We start from the raw sequence: 309 nt of genomic DNA, 5'->3' as shown, positions 1-309 counted from the left end.
AAGTTCTTCAATCACACCATCAACTGAATCTTCACGACGTGCGGCAGGGTGGAAAATCAAACCATTACCTTCTGGGTGTTCAACAATAGTAGAGAAGTGTTTTGCCAGCTTGGAAATGTACTCATCATATTCTGAGTCCGGGAGGTTATTAGTCTCAGTGTCTTCAAAAAATTCATCCAGAAATCGTCTAAATTCTGATTCTGTGTAGTCTTGTAGTTTACCTTTTAGTTCCATTTCATAATCCTTTATGAATATCGATATGTCTTCTCGGAGTCATTACTCTTAAATTGTCCACGTCATACACTTTAC

At 37.9% G+C, this 309-nt stretch carries 2 protein-coding genes; both read right to left on the bottom strand.

Translation table 11 applies throughout. The features are described from left to right. Positions 1-234 (bottom strand): bacteriocin immunity protein (locus tag ABT58_RS23210; RefSeq protein ID WP_047876789.1); only part of this gene is annotated, 234 nt, incomplete at its 3' end. Position 235: 1 nt separating this feature from the next. Continuing rightward, positions 236-304: a hypothetical protein gene (locus tag ABT58_RS24535; RefSeq protein WP_338048714.1), complete on the bottom strand. Its 69-nt coding sequence runs from the start codon at positions 302-304 to the stop codon at positions 236-238. Positions 305-309: the final 5 nt, after the last annotated feature.

The sequence above is a fragment of the Photobacterium aphoticum genome (assembly GCF_001029435.1).
GTDB classification, from domain to species: Bacteria; Pseudomonadota; Gammaproteobacteria; order Enterobacterales; family Vibrionaceae; genus Photobacterium; species Photobacterium aphoticum.
This window is presented reverse-complemented; position numbering and strand designations above follow the sequence as displayed.